This is a genomic window from Membranihabitans marinus (genome assembly GCF_021729155.1).
In the GTDB taxonomy this organism is placed as follows: domain Bacteria; phylum Bacteroidota; class Bacteroidia; order Chitinophagales; family Saprospiraceae; genus Membranihabitans; species Membranihabitans marinus.
The window spans coordinates 126,216-149,685 of sequence record NZ_JAJQYA010000003.1 but is presented as its reverse complement, the minus strand read 5'-3'; the positions used below and the strand labels follow the sequence as shown (position 1 = coordinate 149,685).

At 38.5% G+C, this 23,470-nt stretch carries 18 protein-coding genes; 7 read left to right on the top strand and 11 right to left on the bottom strand.

What is annotated here, in order from left to right:
- Nucleotides 1-13 precede the first annotated feature (13 nt).
- The 6 genes from LVD51_RS03040 to LVD51_RS03015 all read right to left on the bottom strand — a co-directional run bounded on the left by LVD51_RS03040 (nucleotide 14) and on the right by LVD51_RS03015 (nucleotide 9,254).
- Nucleotides 14-796, bottom strand: a complete 783-nt coding sequence (locus LVD51_RS03040; protein WP_236969713.1) for an SDR family NAD(P)-dependent oxidoreductase — start codon at nucleotides 794-796, stop codon at nucleotides 14-16.
- A gap of 12 nt (nucleotides 797-808) precedes the next feature.
- Nucleotides 809-2,095: a glycosyl hydrolase family 28 protein gene (locus LVD51_RS03035; RefSeq protein WP_236969712.1), complete on the bottom strand. Its 1,287-nt coding sequence runs from the start codon at nucleotides 2,093-2,095 to the stop codon at nucleotides 809-811.
- On the bottom strand, nucleotides 2,088-3,281 hold the full coding sequence (locus LVD51_RS03030; RefSeq protein WP_236969711.1) for a glycosyl hydrolase family 28 protein: 1,194 nt from the start codon (nucleotides 3,279-3,281) through the stop codon (nucleotides 2,088-2,090). The genes LVD51_RS03035 and LVD51_RS03030 overlap by 8 nt, the downstream gene beginning before the upstream one ends.
- Before the next feature lie 104 nt (nucleotides 3,282-3,385).
- Nucleotides 3,386-4,807, bottom strand: a complete 1,422-nt coding sequence (locus tag LVD51_RS03025; protein WP_236969710.1) for a RagB/SusD family nutrient uptake outer membrane protein — start codon at nucleotides 4,805-4,807, stop codon at nucleotides 3,386-3,388.
- 12 nt (nucleotides 4,808-4,819) lie between these two features.
- The gene (locus LVD51_RS03020; protein WP_236969709.1) at nucleotides 4,820-8,293 is read right to left on the bottom strand and encodes a SusC/RagA family TonB-linked outer membrane protein; all 3,474 of its coding nucleotides are present in this window, start codon (nucleotides 8,291-8,293) and stop codon (nucleotides 4,820-4,822) included.
- A gap of 22 nt (nucleotides 8,294-8,315) precedes the next feature.
- Nucleotides 8,316-9,254: a FecR family protein gene (locus tag LVD51_RS03015; RefSeq protein WP_236969708.1), complete on the bottom strand. Its 939-nt coding sequence runs from the start codon at nucleotides 9,252-9,254 to the stop codon at nucleotides 8,316-8,318.
- Between the two features lie 222 nt (nucleotides 9,255-9,476).
- On the opposite strand from LVD51_RS03015, the gene LVD51_RS03010 reads away from it, so the two are divergent.
- Nucleotides 9,477-10,001 (top strand): RNA polymerase sigma factor, encoded by a 525-nt coding sequence (locus tag LVD51_RS03010; protein WP_236969707.1) that lies wholly within the window; start codon nucleotides 9,477-9,479, stop codon nucleotides 9,999-10,001.
- 35 nt (nucleotides 10,002-10,036) lie between these two features.
- On the opposite strand, the gene LVD51_RS03005 is transcribed toward LVD51_RS03010, so the two are convergent.
- Entirely contained in the window at nucleotides 10,037-11,395 is a 1,359-nt protein-coding gene (locus LVD51_RS03005) for a glucosidase family protein (protein WP_236969706.1), read from the bottom strand.
- 198 nt (nucleotides 11,396-11,593) lie between these two features.
- The gene (locus LVD51_RS03000) at nucleotides 11,594-12,862 is read right to left on the bottom strand and encodes a M16 family metallopeptidase (RefSeq protein ID WP_236969705.1); all 1,269 of its coding nucleotides are present in this window, start codon (nucleotides 12,860-12,862) and stop codon (nucleotides 11,594-11,596) included.
- Nucleotides 12,863-13,144: 282 nt separating this feature from the next.
- Between LVD51_RS03000 and LVD51_RS02995 the strand changes: the two genes are divergently transcribed.
- The 3 genes from LVD51_RS02995 (at nucleotide 13,145) to LVD51_RS02985 (ending at nucleotide 17,761) form a co-directional block, all read left to right on the top strand.
- Complete coding sequence (locus tag LVD51_RS02995; protein ID WP_236969704.1) at nucleotides 13,145-14,518, top strand: sulfatase-like hydrolase/transferase; 1,374 nt, start codon at nucleotides 13,145-13,147, stop codon at nucleotides 14,516-14,518.
- A 147-nt stretch (nucleotides 14,519-14,665) separates the two neighbouring features.
- Nucleotides 14,666-16,657: a methylmalonyl-CoA mutase gene (scpA, locus tag LVD51_RS02990; RefSeq protein ID WP_236969703.1), complete on the top strand. Its 1,992-nt coding sequence runs from the start codon at nucleotides 14,666-14,668 to the stop codon at nucleotides 16,655-16,657.
- A gap of 477 nt (nucleotides 16,658-17,134) precedes the next feature.
- Entirely contained in the window at nucleotides 17,135-17,761 is a 627-nt protein-coding gene (locus LVD51_RS02985; RefSeq protein WP_236969702.1) for a peroxiredoxin, read from the top strand.
- A gap of 50 nt (nucleotides 17,762-17,811) precedes the next feature.
- Here the strand turns inward: LVD51_RS02985 and hemW are convergent, their stop codons facing one another.
- Nucleotides 17,812-18,939 carry a radical SAM family heme chaperone HemW gene (gene hemW, locus LVD51_RS02980; protein ID WP_236969701.1) on the bottom strand — a complete coding sequence of 376 codons (1,128 nt, stop codon included), beginning with the start codon at nucleotides 18,937-18,939 and terminating at the stop codon, nucleotides 17,812-17,814.
- Between the two features lie 42 nt (nucleotides 18,940-18,981).
- On the opposite strand from hemW, the gene LVD51_RS02975 reads away from it, so the two are divergent.
- Complete coding sequence (locus LVD51_RS02975) at nucleotides 18,982-20,709, top strand: BamA/TamA family outer membrane protein (RefSeq protein ID WP_236969700.1); 1,728 nt, start codon at nucleotides 18,982-18,984, stop codon at nucleotides 20,707-20,709.
- A gap of 47 nt (nucleotides 20,710-20,756) precedes the next feature.
- Here the strand turns inward: LVD51_RS02975 and LVD51_RS02970 are convergent, their stop codons facing one another.
- Nucleotides 20,757-21,398, bottom strand: coding sequence for an O-methyltransferase (locus LVD51_RS02970; RefSeq protein WP_236969699.1), 642 nt, complete (start codon nucleotides 21,396-21,398; stop codon nucleotides 20,757-20,759).
- A complete protein-coding gene (locus LVD51_RS02965; protein WP_236969698.1) occupies nucleotides 21,379-22,308 on the bottom strand; it encodes a DMT family transporter in 930 nt (309 codons plus the stop codon). The genes LVD51_RS02970 and LVD51_RS02965 overlap by 20 nt, the downstream gene beginning before the upstream one ends.
- A 135-nt stretch (nucleotides 22,309-22,443) precedes the next feature.
- On the opposite strand from LVD51_RS02965, the gene LVD51_RS02960 reads away from it, so the two are divergent.
- Nucleotides 22,444-22,752 (top strand): ATP-dependent Clp protease adaptor ClpS, encoded by a 309-nt coding sequence (locus LVD51_RS02960; RefSeq protein WP_236969697.1) that lies wholly within the window; start codon nucleotides 22,444-22,446, stop codon nucleotides 22,750-22,752.
- Between the two features lie 9 nt (nucleotides 22,753-22,761).
- On the top strand, nucleotides 22,762-23,466 hold the full coding sequence (gene aat / locus LVD51_RS02955; protein WP_236969696.1) for a leucyl/phenylalanyl-tRNA--protein transferase: 705 nt from the start codon (nucleotides 22,762-22,764) through the stop codon (nucleotides 23,464-23,466).
- Nucleotides 23,467-23,470: the final 4 nt, after the last annotated feature.

Here is a 23,470-nt window from a genome sequence, read left to right as displayed (position 1 = left end):
TTCTAATTTTTAATTAACCCATATACCAGCCCCCATTTACATGAAGGTCGTGTCCAGTAATAAATCGACTTTTTTCCGATAAAAGAAATTCCACTGCATTGGCAATATCATCCACACTTCCTCGAAATTTCAATGATTGCCGATCCAATATAAATTGATCCAACTCCGTTCGATCATCTTTCCAAAATTTTCGCTCCATGGCCGTAGGTATAGCTCCTGGACTAACGGCATTTACTCTAATATTCTCTTTGCCTACTTCGCGAGCCAAAGCTCTGGTCAATCCCAACAAACTTCCTTTGGCCATCGCATAGGGTACTCGTCCTTCCCAGCCACCACTCAATATAATACTCGAAACATTGACAATAGCTCCTCCGCCCAATCTTCTCATACTGGGGAGTATTTCTCGACACAAAAGGAAGGCCGCTTTGGCATTGATTTGCTGTGTTTCTTCATAAATTTCATCCGACATGGTTTCTATTTGACCGATGGTATCTATCGCTGCATTGTTTACGAGAAAGTCAATATCCCCATGTTCTTGTATCAGGTGATTAACTTGTGCCTTTAAACTTTCTTTATCTCTGAGATCTACATTGTAGTACACTAATAAATCTTCTCCTAACTCTTGATTTAATTCCTCAACCCTAGCAGCCCCTTCATCTACAATATCAAAAATGAAGACTTTACAGCCCTTCTTAGCCATTATCAAAGCAATAGCCGTTCCGATACCACCTATTCCGCCGGTGATCAATAATTGTTTATGAGAAAAGTCCATCATGGGGTTTTTATCTAAATACAAAAAAATCAAGGCCTAATTTACTCGCCTCCATTGATCTTCAGTAACATTTTCTACTTCACTGACATCTATCTTATACAATGTCGCCTCAGGATTCTCACCACTATACAGACCATTCATAAAATGACAATCTTTCACAGGTGCTTCGATCCTCACTAAGGAAAGACCATTCCCGATCACATTCATCGCATATATATTATTTATTTTGCCCGGCTGAGAAATATTACCATATCCTTTTCCACCAATTAAAATAGCATCATAACGATTATCTACAGCCTTAAATACTAGACCATTGATGTATACATGATGGATACTTGCACTGTCACTAGCTCTTATAGCAATCCCTCGATACCGATTCTCACAAGTAATATTGGTAATGGTAATTTCTTCGATATCATCTTCCGAACCGTAATACCTACTTGACGTGACCATATGCGCTTCAATATTCCCATTGGGTTTGGGCTTTCCAGGTTCGGTATCCAAACTCGACAAAGCAATGAAATCGTCTCCCGTTTTTCCAGAAATATTATTGATTCTAAAGTATTTACATCCTTGTCGCAAATTAATACCATCCTTATTAGACGTCATTCTTTTTTTTCCATCGACCTCTACATATTCAGTATTATGAATGTAAATATCTGAAAGGTCAGCGTTCCATACCCTTTCAAAACTCACCGACCAACCATGTGTATTTTCTATCCTAACGTTCCGTAATTCAAAGCCATTTACATAGCCCATTAAAATCATGATATTTCGCCAGTCTCCTTTTTGCTTCACATTTTTTTTACCCGCATCACTTCCATAACTGACCCGACTCAGTCCATTTTTTCTTGCTAATTCAGGATCCAAAACCAATGTCCTAGCGGCGTCTCCCGTTGCACGAGGATTATTGGCCCCTCGCAAAACGACATCCCCTTGTCCAATTATTTTAATCTGATGATTCCATTCTATATCCTCAATTCCAACGCCAACATTATCACTGCGAAACATATTGTCGCGTGATTTATCTGACAATTGCAAAGTACAATTATCCAAAATCAATACCATATTGGATGGCAATAAAATGGCAGAGTCTATCATCCATATATGACTCCCATTTTTGTTATCTCTAGGTATTCTTACCAAATCAGAATGACCTTTTGCTGCTGCAATGGCCTTAATAATTCTCTCTGTATCTGTCCCTTCATACTGATTGGGATTGATATCTGATCCGATCCAAGTATTAGCATTAGCAACAGCAACCAATGCAAAGACCAATCCTAAAACAAATTGAAACCTAATATGAATACAGCTTTTAATCATTGACAAACTTTTTACTTTTCGTTAAATTCAATTCTAAAACATTCTCACAACTCTCCCAGTCAATCTTATTATATCGCACTATTACATCGCCTGGACCTAAAAATACGCTATTCTTAAAGGAACTATTATAAATCGAAGATTCTACTAATATCAATTCATGGCCTTCCCCAATGATATTAGTGGCGTGAACATTGTTGATATAACCTGGTGTTGCTGACTTGCCCAACCAATTTCCACCGATCAATAAGGCATTGTGCCTACCGCGTTCCGGATTGGCTTTATAGTTGAGTCCATTGATATAAATGTTTTGAATTCTAGCTTCACCACTTGTTCGCATTGCAACCCCTCTATATTGGGACTGACAATGTACATTGTAAATGTAGATATGCTCGATATCATCTTCTGGACCATTCCATTTCATTGGGGTTACTTGATGTGAGTTGACATCTCCACAAGCATAATAATCCGGATAATCCAAACTAGTCATGGCAATAAAATCATCACCTGTGACGCCTCTTACATTTTCAATATGAAAATTTTTACAACCTTGTCTTAAATTTATTCCATCTCTATTATCAACTTTTACTAAATCTCCTTTGACTTCCATAAATTCTGGACTAATAATAGATACATCTGAAATAAATACATTTTTACTTCTCTCAAAACTTATCGCCCAAGAATGGGCATTTTCAATATTTACATTTTCCAATTTAAATCCATCCACATAGCCCATCAAAATCATGATACTTCTCCAGTCACTGGTCTGTTTAAGACTTTTATCTGCCGCATCACTTCCATAACTTTCTGATGTATTGGCTTGAGGATTTGTAGACAAAGGACCATTGGCATCTCCGGTAGCACGAGGATTATTGGCTCCTTGCAAAAACACTTCCCCTACTCCGATGATACGAATATCCTGATTCCATTGGGGATTCATTATCCCAACTCCTACATTGTCGCTCCTAAACATATTGTCTCTACATCGATCCGACAATTTCAAGATAGCGTTATCTAAAATAACCGTCATTCCTGACGGCAATAAAATAGCACTGTCGATCATCCATATATTTGTTCCATTGGCATTCTCATTGGGAATAACAATTCTATTCGTAGTATTTTTTGCCGCTTCGATGGCTTTGTTAATTCTATACGTATCACTTCCTTCAAACTGATTAGGTGTAATCATTGGAATGGTTACAGAATGTACGCTTCCGGTCGTTAAGCAAAAAAATAGGAGAAATAAAAATTTATGGATGATCGACATATGTGATATTTTTTTTGTTCTATATATTAATATCCGGGATTCTGCGTCAAAGCAGGATTCAGACTAATTTCTCTAAAAGGAATGGGAAACAACATTTTCTCTTCTGAGACCTCATAATATTGTACGCCATATCCTATATCTGTGTATTTGGCTTTGTATGCAGTCATTGTAGGGACCATGGTTTCTGTTCTTAATAAATCAAACCATCGATGCCCTTCAAAACACAATTCTACTCTGCGCTCATGTAAAATAATGGAAGCAAGCGCATCGGCTTCAAGTTCAGCTATGGGATTAAGACCAGCTCTTTCTCTGACCTCATTTAAAGGGATCAAAGCCTCTTCAGAACTCCCTGTTTCATTCAATGCTTCTGCATATAATAATAACACATCAGCGTATCGAAGTATAGGCCAATCATTGTCACCCTCACTTGTAGAAACAGGTCTATCTAAATATTTTCTGGTATAATACAAAGAATCCGAATTGGGATAAAGAGCTATTGAAGTTGATCTTCGAATATCATTATCTTCGAAAGATAAAAACAAGTCAAGTGTTCCTGTATTAGATCCACTGGGAACCCCTCCACTCGTTATTTCGGTACCTGAACCAAATGGTGCGAAGGCCAAAGAGAAATTACTTCCCTCTGCAAATCCACTTCCTCCAAGGTATTGTACTGCAAACAGGATTTCTTCATTATTTTCATTATCCACACTAAAAACATCTTCAAAGTTGGACAACAAGCTAAATTTCTGAGAATCCATCACCTCTTCCAAAACAGGAATAGCATCACTAAATCGTTTGGTCGTCATAAATACTTTTCCCAAAAGTCCCAAGGCTGCAAAACGTGTAGGTTTTCCAATTTCGCTAGCTGAATATTCACTAGGCAAGAAATCTACCGCTTGATTTAAATCCTCCTCTATTTGTTCGTAAACCTTACTCACAGGTTCTCTTAAATAAGAGTACGCTTGTTCTTCAGATCTTATTTCAGTCAACACGAGTGGAACATCTCCATATAGCTGTACTAAATTAAAATACATCAATGCTCTCACAAATTTGGCTTCTCCAATAAATTGCTGTTTTAAATCTTCTTCAAAATCCACATCATTTATCTTATCCAATATAACATTAGCTCTAGCAATATTAGAATAAGAAGCGATCCAGTTATTTTGAACAAAAGAAGTACTTGCATTGTAGACAAATTGATCCATTACAGACAAACTATTGTTATAGCCATTGGCTTCTGTATTATCAGAAGGTATTTCAGCTACCTGATAGAAGCTACTATAATAACCTTTTAAGCCATTATACATACCATTGATAGCAGATTCAAAATCAGTTTTACTCTTAAAAAACTGTTCTTGCCCCACCACTGTTGGAGAATCTATTTCCACAAAATCGTCACAACTGACTAAAATAAAAAAACATAAGAATATATATATTATTGATTTCATTATCTAGATATTTTAAAGTCCAACATTAAATCCAATTAAAAAAGCTCTGTTATCTGGGTATCCAGCTTGCCCTGATCCTGGTTGATAGGCCGATGATCCATATTGACTCGGTTCTACGTTGTAGCCAGGATATTTTGAAAATGTCAATACATTCTGGGCTGTAAAGAATATCTGTGCTGAGTTTGATCCTATCATATCACTAGGAATGGTGTATCTAAGACTTAAATTACTCACTCTCAAATACGATCCTTCATGAATGGCATAATTATGTGCTTCTGTCAATCCTCTAAATCCACTTCTAAAACCAACTCTAGCATATTTCACATCCTTATCTGGGTCACTTGGCACAAAATAATTATCGGCCATATCTTTTACTGCATTGAATCTTCCTGCCCAAAGCATTGTATGATGACTTGCCCCATTAAGGATTTGATTTCCAATAGTTCCTTGAAGGGTAAAGGATAAATCAAACTGTCCATAGGAGAAGGTATTCGTCATACCATATATAAATTTAGGAATACCATTACCCAATTTAGATCGGTCACCTTCATCAATTTTACCATCACCATTTACATCTCTAACCTTATAGTCACCTACACCAGTACCTGGCCAGCTCGGATAACTTTCCAATTCTTCTTCCGATTTGAATACTCCATCGATAATCATACCGTACATATTACCCAAAGGTTCTCCTACTTCAATTTTGTAAACAAAATTCTTTCCTGGCGTACCAGAGAAAAAATTGAGTTCATCACGTCCCCCTAAATCGGTAACCTTAGATTCATTATAGCTTATATTGAAATTAGTCTTCCACTTAAGTTCATTAACAAGATTATCAGAAGTTAAATTGATTTCAAATCCACGGTTTCGAACATTCCCCACATTGGTAGTGATAGACGTAGCATACCCTACTATACCTGGCAAATCTTTAGAAAAGATCATCCCTTTTGTATTTTTCTCATAAAAATCTAAGATGAAATACATTCGTTCATTGAAGAAAGCTGCCTCTAATCCCAAATCAACCTGAGAACTTTTTTCCCATGTAAGGTCACGGTTACTAAACCCAGATTGAGCAACTCCAATTACTCTTTCGTCTCCATAATTATAGTTCTGAGTGTATACACCACTTAACCATCTGAAGTCTCCAATATTGGCATTTCCAGTTTCCCCATAACTCATTCTCAATTTCAACTCGTCAAATACATTTTGACTCTTCATAAACGGTTCTTCTGAAATTCTCCATCCAACTGAATAAGATTGAAAAACACCAAATCGCTCGTTAGGTCCAAACTTTGAAGAACCATCTCTTCTGATTGACCCGGTAAACAAATATTTATCTTTATAATCATAACTAACTCTTGCCGCATTAGACAAAAAGCTATTTACACCATAGGTCAATTGACCATCTCGGTTGGAAGATGCTGTAGGATTTTCCACCAAATCATTGGTAAATGAACCTGGTCGTCCAACAGTCGTAGCGATCACTGAATTGAATTTTTGCATTGAGTGAAGTACCACTACTGAAAGTTTGTGATTATTTCCAAACTCTTTATTATAGGTTACAAAATTCTCCCAAATCCAATCCGTCGATTTATAATTAGACAATGAACTCTTTATCCCTTCTAATCTTGGATTAGAAAGATTCGCAAATGGAGAAGTCTTTGTGGCCAATGTAGATGGAATATAAGTACTATTGGTATTAGACCCAACTACAACACCCCCTTGAGACTTAAATTTTAAATCATCAAAAATTTGCCATTCGACAAATAGATTGTTTTGCATACCGAAAACTCTGTCCTCATTGTCATATAAGTCCAACACCGCTAAAGGATTATAAATATTTGACTCAGAAAAACCATACTGGGTATGAGGAGCAACATTATTTTGTCCATAGTCGCCATTTTCAAGTCTAGCATCAACAACTGGAGGTAGCAATAATGCAGTATAAATAGGGCTGTATTGCCAGTCACCAGGTGATCTCGGTGTCGGTTGATTCCCTTTTACAGAGAACGACGGAGCAATATTGGCTCCTACTTTTAATCCTTCTCTAAGCTGAACATCCAAATTGGTTCTAAAAGAAAACAGTTGATAATCCGTTCCTTTCATGGTACCTTGTTGATCGAGATAGCTACCCGACAAGGCAAATTGAACGATTTCATTTCCTCCTCTCGCACTCATTTCCACTTTTGACATCGGAGCTGTTCTAAATATCTCATCTTGCCAATCTGTAGTGGCCAACTGATCTGGCGTATCATATATATCAGGATAACCAAGATTTACTGCAGATCTTGCATCTTTCACATATTGCAAATATTCTTCTTTGTTCATCACCTCCATTCTTTGAGCAACACTCTGCACTCCAGTATAGGCGTCAACATTGAAATCCATCCGACCTTGTTTTCCTCTTTTTGTCGTAACAAGAATCACACCATTGGCCGCTCTTGCACCATATATAGCAGCAGACGCGGCATCTTTCAACACTTCAATAGACTCAATATCAGACACACTTATCTGATTGAATTGTTGTGCATTAGACAATGGAAATCCATCTACCACGTATAAAGGATCATTGGCAGCACCCAAAGAACCGATCCCTCTAACGCGAATAATGGGCGCATCTCCTGGCGTACCTCCTGTTGCAGATTGGACGTGGACACCAGATGCCAAGCCAACCAAGGCACTTCCGGGATTGGTCACTGGAATACTATTGATTTCATCAGATGAAATTCTGCTCACAGCAGTTGACATCTTTCTTCTAGATTGTTCTCCATACCCCACTACAACTACCTCGTCTAATGTTTGAGAATCTTCAATTAACGTAATATTAATGTTAGATCGACCATTCAACATCAATTCTTGACTCTCATAACCTATATAAGAAAAGACCAATGTAGCATTTTCATTTACATCTTTAAGTTCAAAATCGCCATTGAAATCGGTAGCCGTTCCTTGATTAGTACCTTTGACCAATACATTCACTCCAATTAAGGGTTCGCCAGATGAATCCTTCACATGGCCTTTAATATTAAGCACCATACGGTGTTTTTCTAATTGTGTATTAGCCAACAAATGGTTTCCGGGCAAATAATCGATGGATAGAGACGAATTCACCGTATTCTTTTCATCGATAATGGTTTGCAATACCTTGACCATTTGCTGCAAGGACTCCATACCAGCTGCATCATCTCGATAAATGATGACGTATTTCATTTCCAACATTACATACTTCAGCTTGGTTTTGCTCAAAACTTTAGCCAAAGCATCATCGACATTATCATAAGCTTCTGGACTATAATCATCGATCTTTACATTTTCTACAATCTCTCGATCATAGGTAAAATGCACATCATATCGAAAACTAATATCTCGAATTACACTTAATAAATCATCCTTCGGAAAAAGAGGATTTATTGCACTACTTTGAATACTATGACAGACCATCAGGAAAAATATTCCCGACAGTACAAGGTGTACCTGTTTTTTCATACTTGTTTTATTTAATTTCCTATTACTTAACTATAATCGTATCGTTCTGTTCTGTAAAATCTACTTGTAAGGATATTTCTAAGGCTTGCTTTATAAGCTCCCAATCGGAATAAGGCAGGGATAAATCCATTCTCTTTTCTATTAACTCAGGATTTTCGACAGAAAAATGAACGCCATACAATTCTTCAATTCGATGAAGGATATTTGGCAAATTTTTATTCTGAAAATCCAACATTCCATTGACCCAGGAGGCCCTACTAGACAGCGTATTTTCACTATTTTTCAATATTTCTTGAGCCGCTTCATCATAACTGATATAATCACCGGGCAACAAGGTAAATTCCTTTTCATTTGACTCTTTAATAGCCAAATCTATTTTACCCGATTCTAGAAAAACATCTGCATTATGAGGTCTGCTGCGCACATTAAAACTTGTACCCAATACTTTTACTCGGACTTTATTTGCTTCTACTACAAATGACTTTTTGTCTTGAGTTTGAACCACATCAAAAAATGCCTCCCCAGCTAGTGTTACCTGACGACTTCCTGTTTCTTCCCAGGATGGATCCCAAGTCAATTTAGAATTGGCATTTAATAAAACCTTGCTTCCATCTGGCAACTCTATGCTTTTGGTTTCACCATATTGAGTAGCATAATTCACCGTAGGCAATGATTCAGTAGTGGAAGGCCAAAACATATACATGGCCAATAAAACGAGGACACTTGCAGCCACGGTCAATCTAGTCCAAAGAATTTGTCTTTTTCTCCGAACGGCTTTTTGCTGAATTCGCTGCAAAATAATTTTAGATTCCGACCAATCTTCTTTGGCAGATTGCAAAATAGCATCATCTGCTTCATCTCCATTTAGCTGAACTAAGAACTCAATATACTCCTCATTTTCGAGTGCATTAGCTTGGTATTTCCCCAATAAATAAGTAAATTCTTCTTGCTTTTCTTTCACTATTTCTTTATTTAATTCAAGGTGTAGCGGATTTTTGCACTTCCTATTTCAATGATTCTGAACCACCTTCTATATACATCGACACGGTGCTAAAAGATTAGGACTAGTTAATTTTACATTATTTTTTTAAAATTTAAGAAAATAGAATACCTTTAACCTGCACTTACCACAATTCCAATGTATTCTATGCCATATATTATGTTATCTATTAAATAATGTATTATGGAAAATGCATATGAAAATTACAGGGCGTTTCTTTACGATTTTTTTATTAAACACGTCAAGATCAAATCCCTAGCCGAAGATCTAGCCCAAGATGTTTTTATCAAATTTTGGCAAAAAAGAGATAAGATTCAATCTGTTGACAACATTGACGCTTGGCTGTTCACATTGGCTCGCAATCATCTCAACAATCATTACAGAAGATTGGCGACAGAGAAAAAATACCAAGAATCTGTATGGCAAGAAATGGAAAGACATGTCAATACCGTCATGCGTGATATCTATAAAAAAGAATTGGAAGAAGAAATTCAAGCTTTATTAGATACTTTACCCCCCAGACAAAAAGAAATTTATGTCCTCAGTAGACAACAAGGTATGTCGCTCGAAGAAATCGGTCAGACCTTAGATTTGTCTCCCAATACGGTTAAAAACCATTTGGTCAAAGCATTGAAAGTGGTCCGTGGCGGATTGAGTGCTGCCCACCTCCTACAAATCTTTATCCTATTGGAATTGTTTCAGCCATAAAAAGGAAAATATCGACTTTTCGCGCGAAAGCTGCATTACTTAGACCTCACTTTTATTCCTCTTTTAAAGGCAGCCAATGGACAGGTCACCGAAGTCATGTATTTTTGATTTTGCCGATATCCAGAGGGGTGAATACATTCATATGGAGCAGCTTGATCTTGATTTTTACGATAATCATTCGCCCTTAATTCTGTGATATAATCTGAGGCCAATTGTTTGGCCATTGACAAATCTGTTCGCGCAATAGCAACACAAGTCCACCCTGTAGGTGTGGCCCAATAGGCTCCATTTTGATAGGTATTTTTGGCAGCCATCGAAATCTCCCAAGCAGAATCTTCACTGTAATCATCAGTTGTCAATACATGACGAATATGTCCTTTATAGGCCAAATGGCCATTGCGATAGGATTCCGCTAAAAAAGCACTGGTCCTATCAGCCAACTCACCATCTAGAACATTAAGATAGATCGCCAACACCGTCGACCAGACATCGGCTTGCTTACTTTTACCCGTAGAAGCTCTGATCATTCCCCGATCATCCATAAAAACAGAGGGAAAATCCGCCTTAATTTTAGCCGCAATGGCTTTATATTTCACAGCCTTTTCTCGCCATGAAATAGCATCGCATAATTGAGCGAGATCGAGTGCTGCCTGATATTTTAACAGTGAAGGAAAACTCAAATCACCAGTAATCGTGATAACATCTCTAAATCCAAAATCAACACCGCGAAATTCTTCGGTTGTCACCACTAGATGATTGTCTAATCGAGACGGAGGTAAATGAAAAGCCAATATCAATCGATCAATCAGACGCATGCCCTCTACTTCCTCCATCAAAAGGTCATGGTCTCCACTTGATTCCACATAGTGATAAGCCATATTTACAAAGAAAAATTGATCCCCATAAGGTGGAAATAAGCCAAACTTTCGATTCCCTTGCTCTATATAATCATAGGTGCCTGGAAAATAAATAGGCAGACCATCGTCAATTCGGATATGATCGGCTATACTACCCAATGGAACCATACTGCCATTTTTCGTAATCCAAGTTTGATCGGCCTGTTTTGCCGCTGTCAATAACAACATGTGTTTTTGCTCTGCTTCCCTCATCAAGCCTGATTCCAATGACATGGCATAATCTCGAATCCAAAAAGATGGATAGCTGGCACTGGCACCGGGTTGGATCAATACCCCGCCAGTATTATTGGGTCCAAAATGATCAACAATTTTTTGTCCTGGATAAATGCGAGATCCCTCAACAATATCACTAGCCAGTTTCTCCAAAAATTCCATATCCGCTGAGGACAATAGATAGTCACTTGTTTTGACAACCTCTTGACTATGAAGGAGCCAAGGACAGGTCAATACTAAAAGAAATAGACATAGCTCTTTCATATCTTAATATTCGATCATATAATGGATTATTTAGTCATACTACACATTTGTTATAAACGTGTAATCGGTTATCCAACAATATAATAAACATCCCGAACCAAGTCTTAACCCAAACCTTAATTTGTTAAAAAAATATATTATTTATTGAATAGCCAACTCTACTTCACTTCCAAAAAGGCCGCGACATTCTACAATTTACTAATCTGGGTTGATCGTCGGACTGACATCAGCCATTTGTGGATTCACATCATAGATTAAAGTATTACAGCGATTGAAATCCAAATATTTTATGGCACAATTCACCATATCAGATTTGGAAATAGAGCGATAGATTTCCTCTTCTCGATTGATCAAATCAATATCACCCAACATTTCAAAAAATGCAAGACTAATGGTCTTACTTAAAATATTGGTTCTGGATTGAATTAAATTGGTCCGAATCCGATTTTTTATCTTTCCGATCTCTCGATCCGACAATTCTCTAATGGAATCACTGACTGCCTTCTTCACCTGTTCTATAGCCGTATCAAACCTCATGCCCTCCGACAATTTACCCTCGATAACCAATAAACCGGGATCGGCTGAACCAACTACCCATGTATCTATATAACTGAAAATCTGTTCTTTTTTTACCAATCTTTTCCATAAAAAAGATCCCTCCCCCTCAGCAAAATAATCGGTTAACATATCCAAAATATAGTAGTCTATGTGGCTTCGCTCCGGCATGGCAAATCCAATATACAGAGCAGGAGTTGGTACATTTCTATGCACGGTTTGGCTTCGGTTCCCGATCTGAACCGGCTCAGTCTGAGGCAGGTTTTTACTAAATTCCTTGGCTGGCACAGCTCCGAATAACCTCCTCACCTCAGCTTCTACTTCATCGTAATCGATATTACCTCCAATCGACAATATGGCGTTATTGGGGCAGTAATAATCATAGAATTTAATTAAATCCTTTAAATCTATATTTTTTATATGTTCTGGATTCTTCCCAATAGTCGGCCATTGGTAATGGTGATTTTTATAGGCCATTCCAGAAAGCAAATGCCAAACATCTCCGTAAGGTTGATTTAGACAGGTCTCAAAAAACTCTTCAATGACTACATTCTTTTGAATCTTAAACTTCTCTTTGGTCAACTGCAGCTGAAACATGCGATCGGCCTCTATGGCCATCAATAGTCCCAAGTTATTGACTGGGGCATAACTGTAGTAATTGGTGTAGTCAGCATTGGTAAAGGCATTGTTTTCCCCCCCAGCATTTTGAAGCAAATCATCGATATCTGGAACCAACTGTGTCCCAGTAAACATCATATGCTCAAACAAGTGGGTAATACCTGTCATTTCAGGATCTTCATTTTTAGATCCAATATTATATAAAACGTTGACAGCCACCAAGGTACTGTCTTCGTCTTTGTGTAAGACTACCTTGAGTCCATTGTCCAATTCAAACCGCTTAAAATTCACCATAATATTGAAAACTAAAATTTCATTAGCCTACAAAGAAATAACATTAGCATCGATATTAAGTAAAAACTTTTATGAAATTTAACTTTACCTCAAAATACCCCATACTCTATCCTCAAAAAATGAAAATAAAATTATATTTAACTGCAAATGAAATAATTTTATTTACACAAATAAACCAACAAGCCCTGATTGTTTTTACTATAAACGCAATTAACCTTTGAAATCTCCATTATTTTATGTATATTCTAGACATTATTGCGGTCATTCCTTAATAATTGGCCTATGAGACTATATAGAATTTTACTAATCATTGCATTTTCACTTTACTACATTAATATAATTGGTGCAAAACCACCAAATATAGTGTTTATCATGGCCGATGACTGGGGCTGGGGAGATTTGTCCTGTCATGGTAATAATTGGATTGAGACACCTCACCTAGATGGATTGGCATCAAGGGGCATGGATTTCTATCAATTCACTTCCAATAGCCCTATTTGCAGCCCAAGCAGGACGGCCTTTTTAACAGGGCAATATCCTGCGCGAAATGCAATACATCAACAATTTTCATCAATACAACATCATATTTCGAAAAAAATGCCCGATTGGCTGAATCCCAGCCTCCCTCATTTACCCAAAATATTGCAACAAAACGGTTACAAAACAGGACATTTTGGTAAATGGCATTTATCAAACAATCAAATTACCGACGCCCCCCATCCAAAATTATATGGATTCGATACATCTGCAGTATTCAATGGAAGTGGTCGATATTTAAACCCCGAAAATACATGCGATGCGGCGATCGACTTTATTAAAAATCATCAGCATGAAACGTTTTACATCAATGTCTGGATCCACGAACCCAGCACCCCCCACTTTCCAAAACCAGAATATCTAGAAAAATACAAACACTTAACGGAACAACAACGTGTTTATGCCGCTGTAATAGCGGAAGCCGATGCCGCCATAGGTAGACTATTACAAGCCTTGGAAGACCTCGAATTAAATGAATCCACCATTGTCATCTTCACCTCAGACAATGGGCCCGATGACATTGGATCCGGTATTAAATTCACCGGAGACATCTCAATAGGTGCAGGACTGGGAAGATATTATTCAGTGGGATCGAATGCATCATTAAGAGGTCGGAAAAGATCTTTGTACCAAGGAGGAATTAATGTGCCTTTTATTATATCCTGGCCAGGTCAAATACCCATGGGCATTATCGACCGAAAAACCATTGTCACAGGAGTTGACCTCTACCCCACTCTACTACATATGGCCAAGATCCCATTGCCCGCAGATTACATTCTCGATGGTATCGATATAACCAAAGCCATATATGGCAAATCCTTTAAAAGGAAATCTCCAATATATTGGACATGGAATTCTGCATGCTCCAATCACATTAACAATTGGGCGGAAATAGGAATTCGACAAGGAAAATGGAAACTCTTAACCACCAAAAGAGGGCATAGATACGAATTGTACAATTTAAAAAAATCTACTTCAGAGGAAAAGAATATAGCACATATCAACATAGTCAAGACCAAAAAATTATTGGCAATGGCAGAAAATTGGCAAGCCTCCTTACCTGAGAATCCAGATCCAAACTGTTTTTCCCTGTTGCGAAAACAGCAAATTGGTCATTGATGTCCATATCGACCCAAAGAGCAACCTATTTATAGTGTAATTTATAGAAAAAAAATAGTAAAGGAAAGGTTATCTGTTTGGATTTTGTTGGATGTAAAATAGAGGAATTACTGAATATTTAGTAATATAGTAGAAAGTTAGTCAAACATGTCCACAACACCGATCACTCAGGCTGGATTACCGCCCTTCATTCGCGGCCCCTATGCAAGTATGTACTTAGGACGTCCGTGGACCATTCGTCAATACGCAGGATATTCTACCGCAGAGGAGAGTAATGCATTCTACAAGAAAAATCTTGCCGCAGGACAAAAGGGACTATCTGTGGCCTTTGACCTACCGACCCATCGAGGTTATGACTCCGACAATGAGATGGTCAAGGGCGATATTGGCAAGGCTGGGGTAGCCATAGATTCGGTTGAGGATATGAAACTCTTGTTTCAAGATATTCCCTTGGATAAGATGTCGGTTTCTATGACCATGAATGGTGCCGTCATCCCTATATTAGCATTTTATATAGTAGCCGCCCAAGAACAAGGCGTAGGACTAGAATTATTAAAAGGAACCATTCAAAATGACATCCTCAAAGAATTTCTTGTCCGCAATACATACATTTATCCCCCGGAACCCTCTCTGCGCATCATTGCAGATATAATGGGCTATTGCAAGGACTATATGCCACAATTTAATTCCATATCAGTGAGTGGTTACCACTTACACGAAGCTGGAGCTCCGGCATCTTTAGAAATAGGGTATGCCATAGCCAATGGGCTGACTTATCTTAAGACCGCTATTGAATCGGGATTGGATATCGATGAATTTGCCCCGCGCATTTCCTTTTTTTGGGGTATTGGGATGGACTGCATTACAGAAATAGCCAAACTGCGAGCGGCACGATGGTTGTGGGCAGAATCACTGGCTCAATTCAATCCCAGAAAAACCCACAGTTTAAGACTTAGAACCCATTCCCAAACCAGTGGCTGGAGCCTGACGGCACAACAACCGCTCAACAATATTACCCGCACTACCATAGAAGCCCTAGCTGCAGTATGGGGTGGCACACAATCTCTGCATACCAACTCTTACGATGAAGCCCTAGCACTACCTTCTGACTATTCCGCCAAAATAGCAAGGGACACTCAATTATATCTACAAAAACACAGTAAGGTCACCGCTGCTATCGACCCTTGGTCGGGCTCGAACATAGTAGAAGATCGAACCAGACAATTATATCAAGAAGCTAAAAATCACATCGCCGAAATAGAAAAAAGTGGGGGTATGATCCAAGCGATCAAGTCTGGGATAGCCAAGGCAAAAATAGAACAAGCCGCAGCACTGAGACAGGCTCAGATCGAAAATAAAACTTTTCCCATTATTGGATTAAATATGATGGTAACCGACAATCACCAAAGCGAAACCGTTAGGTCTATTGATCATCACATGGTATATGAGGTCCAGACTCAACGACTACAAGACTTAAAAAACAGTCGCGACTCGAAAAAAGTAAATGAAACCTTGTCAGCGTTAAAATCAGCTTGTAGCAATCCGGGAAACAACATTTTAACCTATGCAGTAGAAGCGGCCCGAGCTAGAGCAACCTTAGGAGAAATATCCCTCTGTATGGAAGAGATTTTCGGTCGATATAAAGGACAATCATTTCATGTAAGCAATATTTACGGTCCCACGATGAAAGACAATACCGACTATATTACTGCCAGAAAAATGGTAGAAAGTTTTGAACAAAAACAAGGTCGTAGACCTAGAATTCTCGTAGTCAAACTGGGTCAGGACGGCCACGACAGAGGATCGAAAATTATAGCCAGTAGTTTTTCTGACCTCGGTTTCGATGTCGACTTAGGACCTCTTTTTCAGAATCCAAAACAAGCAGCCAGACAGGCCGTAGAAAACGATGTTCACTTTATAGGTATTTCTTCGCTAGCAGGTGGTCACAACGCCTTGGTTCCAGAAACCATTACTGCTCTCAAAGACTTAGATTCCACGGACATTAAAGTAATTCTAGGTGGAATAGTTCCCGAACAAGATCACCAGGCATTGATCGAACAAGGGGTTTACTTAATCTTTGGTCCTGGCACCAACATTGCAAAAGCCGTTCAAAAAATATTACAACCCTATTTAGACTAACGAAAAAAATACTTTAGAAATCACAATTCTATAAAAATTAGCAAGTTGAATCTCTTTCTTGCATAAATTACTGTATTTTTATTCACCGACTACAACAAATCGTTGCTGAGTCTGTTGTATTTATACCAATTGAATTTATAATTGACGGTTATATTTTGGTTTATTTGAATTTGTACTTTGGTTAAAAAATTGGGTAAAAACTGGATACCTATAACTAAGGCAGTCCTAGAGCACATGGGCTAACTCCATCAAGGCGCAGTGGCCTACCCACCCGAAACACGGAGGTTTCGGTTCCCTCACCATTGATCCATTAAGGATCAATGATGCTGCCCATTTTGTTCGGTCATCTTCGCCAAATGCCGATTTATGGCATTGATTTGTACCAAAGACCAACTTAATTCGGAAATAATCAAAATATTAACCGACAGCAAAATACAATTGACAAAATAATTAAAATAACCTTAAACAAAAATTACTATGTCCAATTTAAAATTAGGAGATGAAGCCCCAAATTTTACAGCAGCAACTACTGCTGGAGAGATCAATTTTCACGACTGGGCTGGAGATTCGTGGGTAGTATTTTTTTCTCACCCTTCTGATTTCACCCCTGTATGTACGACTGAATTAGGTATGGTGGCCAAATACAAGCCAGAATTTGACAAGCGAAATGTTAAGCCTATTGCCATCAGTGTTGATCCTTTAGAATCACACAACGATTGGATTAAAGACATTAACGAAACACAACACACCACGGTAAACTTCCCTATTGTAGCCGATCCAACCAAGGAAGTAGCCAACCTATATGGGATGTTGCACCCTAAAGCAGATAGCAACTTTACCGTAAGATCTGTATACGTTGTTGGTCCAGACAAGAAAATAAAATTGACATTGACTTATCCGCCATCAACTGGTAGAAACTTTGATGAAATATTGAGAGTTATCGACAGCTTACAACTTACCGCTTATAAAAGTGTAGCCACACCTGCCAACTGGGTAGAAGGTGAAGAAGTAGTAATCAGTCCAAGTGTTTCTAATGAAGAAGCTAATGAAAAATTCCCTGGTTATACTACGGTAAAACCATACTTGAGAATGACAAAAATATAATTCCTCTTTACAAGGGAGACCTATTTGGCTAACGAATAGGTCTTCTTTTTTTATACATAGAAAAAAGAGGATATTACGTAGTCCGCTAACACCTTACCGGACTTGGTCAAACACAGAGCCCCATCAGATTCCTCTATCCAACCCGCGTGAATAGATTTCTTGACAGCATCGTCAAATTCCTCTCGAATATTCAATGAGTATTGTTGAGCATCTGAGCCATCGATTCCCCATTTGGTTCGCAATCCAGTAAGTATCCACTCATTGTATCGATCTGATTCCGACAACAGCTCAGTCTCCCAAAAGTCAATCCCTCGATTGATGGCCGACAAATATTGACTATTATTAGCCACATTAAATCGACGCTCACGACCATTGTATGAATGGGCCGAAGGTCCTATCCCAATATATGGGACCTGCTTCCAATAATTGGTATTGTGAACAGCATACTGTCCAGGCAAACAAAAATTGGATATTTCGTACTGCTCATAGCCTTTACTCGCCAAAAACTCCTGGGTCATGTAAAACTGATCCCTTGCGGCCGACTCATCTGGCATATCGATCAAGCCCTTGTCTATGACATGTTTGAGAGCTGTATTGGGTTCAATAGTAAGGCCATAGCAAGAAATATGACTGACTGGAAATTCAACCAACCGCGCTAAGTTTGATTGCCAAATCGACAAATCGTTGTCCGGCAATCCAAAAATCAAGTCGGCGGTCACTTTTTCAAAACCTGCATTAAAAATTTGTTCCAAGCTCTGACCAGCTTCTGCACCATTATGAGCTCGATTCATCATCTTGAGATGAGGGTCATGAAATGACTGAATACCAATGCTGATTCGATCCACCATAGTCTCGTTCAACAAGGCCTGTAAATAATCGGGATTGAGGTCATCGGGATTGCATTCCATAGTCACTTCCACGACCTGATCCAAAGAAACAGTTCCTCCTAATGTAGATATCAATGAATGCATCTCATCAACCGTCAGTACAGAAGGTGTTCCTCCCCCAAAATATATGGTTTCAATAGTATACTTTTGTATCTCAGAAGCTCGCAACTCTATTTCTCGGTTAATCGCTTGAAGCATTTCCGATTTTCGCGACAAATTTGTAGAAAAATGAAAATTACAGTATGAACATTTCTGCTTACAAAATGGGATATGAATATAAATTCCGGCCAAAGATTGATATTTTAACTACTAAAAATACGTTCTGATAACTATATGATCATAAGATATACTGTAAACATAGTGTATTTATTTTTGTTTCTTTCAAATACCATTTGGAGTCAAAGTCCGATCTATGTTATCGATTCAGGCTGCCCCAATGAGATCAAAGAATATTGGCAAGCCAGCGATAGTATTCCCCCTCAAGAGGAAGAATTTAAGAAGCTCAGCCTCCATCTTGGTTATCCTTACGCCTCTATGGACACCATACAAGGCAAATCAATCATCCTATGTGGCCCAGTAATTCGAACCGTTGGCATCCAACATCAGAACTTACCTGCAATTATGGTATCTGCCTCAGAGTCTTCTTGGCAATATCAATCTTGGAATGAGGTCATGCCTAGCCGAAAACTTCTTTTATCCAATCTGGCGAATCTAGGATATCCCTATGCCCAGTTGTCTACCGACATCGTTGAAATCCGAAAAGACACTTTACTACTCAATTATCACATAGATACTGTCCACACCGTATACATTCAAAAAATCACCATCGATGGCGACCTTTCCATGAATCACGACTTGTTTTTAAATATGATAGGACTTCAACAGCAACAGGTTTTTTCTTGGGAAGACATCCAAAACTCATTAGAAATTATAAAAAATTGGAATTTTGTAGATTTTGTGAATTTGACCTATGATTTTAATCCTTTCGGTGTAGATCTGGCCTATACCCTAGATAAAAAGGATCCGTCCAAATTCGATGTACTTGTGGCTTTACTGCCTTCGAATCAAATCAACAAACAGTTTGACATTACCGGAAACGCCTATCTCGACTTGACCAATCAGCTCAATATGGCCGAACGCATTTTTCTAAAATTTGACAAATACAACAACGCCAGTCAGTCTTTTGACCTACGATTTCAGTTTCCCTATCTACCCATTATTCGATCGGGATTGATAGCAGAAGGACAACTGGACAAACGCGACTCATTGGTCCTAGACGTCAGTGGTAAGATAGGATTGCAGTATAGTTTAAATCCAAGACTGCAATACTCATGGTACTTACAACGCGACCAGTCGAGATTGATATCTATCAACACCCCATTATTACAAAACAGTCGCCAACTCCCCGAAGACCTCGACTACAACTATTCTGCTCTCGGTTTTAATATTTACTACAATGGATTAGACCGACCTAGTAATCCCAGAAAAGGCAGTTATTTTCAATCCAATATCACCGCGGGATTGAAAAAAAACGTTGAAAATGCCAGCATACTGCAAATTCAGTTCCCCAATGAAGATTTTTCCTTTTCTACCCTCTACGACAGTTTAGCTGAACGATCGTTGAAAGTAGGTCTATCGATGACTGTGGACCGATACTTTGAAATAGGCAATTACGCCACGATTCGACTCCGAGGTCAGGGTGCATGGAATTTTGGCAGCGAAAAACTATTCGAAAATGAGAAACTGCGTTTGGGAGGCCTACAGAACTTTAGAGGATTTTCCGAAAAGATCTTTGTTGCCGATTACTATGGCATGGGCAGTGCAGAATACAGATATTTGTTTGATGCCCAGAGCAACATATATGTTTTTACCGACTTTGGGATTCTCCAGAACTCTTCCAAAGAAGATCGATACAATTTCCCTTATAGCTTTGGCTTAGGCCTCAATTTGGGAACAAAAGCCGGAGTATTTGGCATTTCCTATGCATTGGGCGCACATAGAGACCAAGCTCTATCTTTTTCTGAAGGTCGAGTCAATTTCGGATTTGTGCTGAACTATTAATTAAAAATCAATGTCGTAGTCCTTGAATTCCTAAGAATGATTTCAATTTATTTTTTCCGAAGGATAAATATACCATCTCTAATAGGCAGTAAAAAAGGCTGTAATCGCTCATCACCATGCATTCTATCATTGAATTGTTGCATGGCCAAGGTTCTATCATCTTCACTGTCTTCTTCCAACACCTTACCTCTCCACAACACGTTGTCCGCTATAATCAGTCCCCCTGGTCGCAATTGATCGATAATCAAATCGACATACAGCCCATATTGTTTCTTAGCTGCATCTACAAATACCATATCCCAAGCAGCTGTCAGTTGTGGGATGACTAGGTGGGCTTCTCCATAAAGCACTTCCACTTGTTGACCTAATGGCGTCCAAGACAAATGTTGGTCTATAATAGGTTTCAAGGATTTATTTCGCTCTATCGATATTACCTTGCCATCGGCAGTTAATCCCTCGGCCATACAAAGGGCAGAATAACCAGTAAATGTACCTATTTCTAGCACTCGTCGCGGATTGACCAGGTGGCTCAACATACTCAACAACCGTCCTTGATAAGCTGAGGATATCATTCCTGCTCCGTAAACATTGGCTTTGGTAGATTCTTCTATCCGATCTAAATAATCGCTGTGTCTCACCGAATGATCGGCACAATAATCATGAATCTCTTTAGTGAAATGTTCCAGCATCTGGTTTGATAATTTTAATTCGCAAAAAATATTTTTCTAAAATAGGAAATAAAAATACCACTAATAGGATTAATCCTGCACCATAATAAAAACTACTTCCCATCTCCTCATTGTCATTTAATATCCACCAAGCCAATATGATTCCATATACCGGTTCGAGGTTAATCGACAAATTGGCAGAAAATGCCGTCATGTGGCGAAGTGATCGAAAGGCAATCGTATAGCAAATAGTAGTACAGACAATAGACAAAAATAATAAGTATCCCCAATCAATATTACGCTGAGGTAAGAATTCTAATGATTTTCCGGACAATGTCAATCCCAGCACTATGATAGACAGCAGGACAAAAGCCACCAAAAGCTCGGCAAAAGTGAATAAAATGGTACTGCCCTTGTCGACAATTTTTTTATTGAAGGTAGTAAATAGGGCGGCAAAAAGTGCAGAAAATAATCCCACGACAAAGCCCAATGTCATATCCGAACTCACTGATTGAACGACTAATATCATACCGGGAATTACACAAAGTCCAAATAAAAATTCTATTAATCGAAATGGTCTGCGCGTGACTATGGGCTCCACTATGGCCGTCATGCAAGAGGTAGTAGCCAAACATAACACCCCTACAGATGCATTGGCCAACTTAACCGAGGCAAAAAAAGTAATCCAATGGATGACTAAAAACAGGCCGACTTTAAATATATCCTCCTTTACGGCCCAGACAGAGGACAATTTAAACAATCGCAATATAAAAATCACCGGAATAAAGGCCAATAAAGATATAAGTAACCGCCACCATACCAGTGACAATGAAGGTAGATGGATTAAATCTCCAAGAATGGCCGTTAATCCAAAAAATAAAATGGCAATATGTAAGCCAATATAGGCTTTACTTTGATCACTTAAACCCATCACTATTTCAGTTTATAATTACGAGATAAAATTAATCGTTTTACTCAGGTTTTATTTATAAATAATAAGTAGGGATCAATAAAAATTTATTTCTTATTTTTGAAGTAATATAACCTATACAGTAAAAGAAAAATTATGAGAACAAAACCAGATCTTTACTTTGCTCATTATACAGAATACGAAGAGGACGTACTCGTAGAGGAAGATATCGATCAGGGATCAACTGCAGAATTGGTCGTTTACAATGATGATTACAATACTTTTGACCACGTCATACAGTGTTTTGTCGAAATTCTAAATCATTCTTTGGTTCAAGCAGAACAGCTTTCATTAATGGTTCATTTTAATGGAAAAGCCATCGTAAAAACAGCACCATTTAAAGTTCTTAAGCCTTTTAAAGACGCATTAATAGACCGTGGATTGTCTGCCGTCATAGAACATTGATCCAACTGCATGTCTGGATTTCCTGTACCTAAAACCGTATTTTTCCCACATCCTTTGATTGCCGATGACGATGGCTTCTTAGGATATGGAGGGGATCTCCATCCTCAAACCTTAATCATGGCCTATCAATTTGGGATATTTCCCTGGTACGATAAGCCTCCGATTCTATGGTGGGCGCCAAAACAGCGATTCATTATTGACTTAGCAGCTGTTCACATACCCAAAAGTATGAGGAGATATTTAAACAAACCCATTTATACCTTTACCGTTGACCAAAATTTTGAGTCCGTCATCGACCAATGTCAAACCATAGTTCGCCCCAATCAATCGGGAACTTGGATCACAGAGGAGATGAAATCTGCTTACATAACGCTTCACCAAATGGGTATCGCCCACTCGGTCGAAATATGGTTAGACGACGAAATGGTCGGAGGCCTCTACGGTCTGGGTATTGGCCAGATCTTCAGTGGAGAGTCAATGTTTTCCCTAGCCAATGATGCATCCAAATTTGCGGTTTTGGTCTTGGCTAAGATTCTGACTTCTAAAGGTTATAAAACCATCGACTGCCAACAACATTCCAACCACATGGCTAGACTGGGCGGTCAACATATCGACAATATAGACTATCACAAAAAAATAAGAGCCAACCTAAAATGTAGAATAAATCCAGGTCTATGGCGGGTTGACCAACGACACTACCATCACTTACCCTAAAGAT